The 1,343-nt window shown below is 61.5% G+C and carries 2 protein-coding genes; one reads left to right on the top strand and one right to left on the bottom strand.

The window, feature by feature from the left end; genetic code table 11:
- Window positions 1-276, bottom strand: a 276-nt coding sequence (locus EOA28_RS39770; RefSeq protein WP_210214995.1) for a hypothetical protein, incomplete at its 3' end; no start/stop codon positions are given.
- Between the two features lie 404 nt (window positions 277-680).
- On the opposite strand from EOA28_RS39770, the gene EOA28_RS35825 reads away from it, so the two are divergent.
- Window positions 681-1,193 carry a hypothetical protein gene (locus tag EOA28_RS35825; RefSeq protein WP_127253605.1) on the top strand — a complete coding sequence of 171 codons (513 nt, stop codon included), beginning with the start codon at window positions 681-683 and terminating at the stop codon, window positions 1,191-1,193.
- Window positions 1,194-1,343 lie beyond the last annotated feature (150 nt).

The raw sequence follows: 1,343 nt of genomic DNA, 5'->3' as shown, positions 1-1,343 counted from the left end.
CGGCAATAGCGGCGGAAACAGCGGAAACGGAAGCGGCAACAGCAGCGGGAACAGCGGGAACAGTAACGGCAACAGCAGCTCGAGCAACAGCGCCAGCCAGGCAAGCGCCGCCGATGTCGACAGCCACGTGAACGCGGCGACCGGCGATAAGGTCGAGGCCACCGCCGGCAGCATCCAGGTCACGCACCGCAACGGAATGAAGGAGACGATCGAGAAGGGCCGGTTCAGGATGGAAGACAAATACGGACGCACCATCGTCGACCGCAAGGCCACCATGGCCGATCTCAATCGCCTGAAGAGTTTGTGAAAGCACAGTTTGTGAGAGCGAGGTTTTATCCGGATTAGATCTTAAGGGACCGAAGGTCAGCGCTGCAAAATCAGGTTGCCACCTTTTGCTTCGTCTCTACGGTCCTGATCGTCTTGCGATGGAATCTGGCTACTCACCTTACCCCCGCCTCCGTGCGGGGGTAATTTTTTCAAGCTGCGGCGATTGCTGCTGTTGCGACATTGGTCACCCATGGCGGCGGAAATGGTCTGATCGGCCGGAGCATGGGTCGTGGGCCGCTTTCGTCGCGTCGGAGGAATGTGATCCTTGCCTCCGTCAAGCGACCGGTTCCGCGGTGCTCGTGCCGAGAGCGGACCTTCGGCAAACCGAGGTGGAACCGGCAAGAAGGAAAAGAATGCGCCAACCCGCCCGCAAAAGGCTAGCCGACCTCTCGCTGCGCCTCGCTGTCGCGCTGGCGGTTGTGGTCGCGCCCTGCCTGCTGGCGCCGGGCAACGTGACAAAGCTCTTGTCCGCCGCCTACGCCGGCAACGGCAATAGCGGCGGCAACGGCAATGGCGGCAATTCGGGTTCCGGCGGCGGTTCCAACTCCGGCTCCGCAGGTGGCTCCAATTCGGGCTCCGCCGGCGGCAATTCCGACAACAGCAATGCCGGCGGGGGCAACCCCAATGCGGGACCAGGCAACAACAGCGGCAAGGGCCATGCCAATCCCGGCGGCAAGAACAGCTATACCAACGCGGCAACCGGCGACACGCTCTCGATCGACGGCAACAAGATCACCGTCGTCCACCGCAACGGCATGAAGGAAGAAGTCCAGAACGGCCGTTTCGAGATGACCGACGCGCAAGGCCGCACCATCATCGAGCGGCAGGCGACGGAGGAGGATCTGAATCGTCTGCTGAGCTTGTGAGGGCCGGGAAAGGCTACCCCCTTTATCCGATACCCTCGCATGTCACCCCCGTCCCTTGAGGCGGGGGTGATTTGCGCTGGGGGAGGGGAACTGGGGAATTGAGGAGGGGAATTGAGGAATTGAAGAAATGAAGAACTGAAGAAAGGGGAT

The organism is Mesorhizobium sp. M2A.F.Ca.ET.067.02.1.1, from assembly GCF_004023285.1.
GTDB lineage: Bacteria > Pseudomonadota > Alphaproteobacteria > Rhizobiales > Rhizobiaceae > Mesorhizobium.
Note: the sequence above shows the minus strand (reverse complement) of the source record. Positions and strands in the feature narration are given on the sequence as shown.

Bases quoted from the DNA above. Each gene is read 5' to 3' on its own strand.
- EOA28_RS35825 (WP_127253605.1), top strand. From the start codon at position 681: ATGCGCCAACCCGCCCGCAAAAGGCTAGCCGACCTCTCGCTGCGCCTC.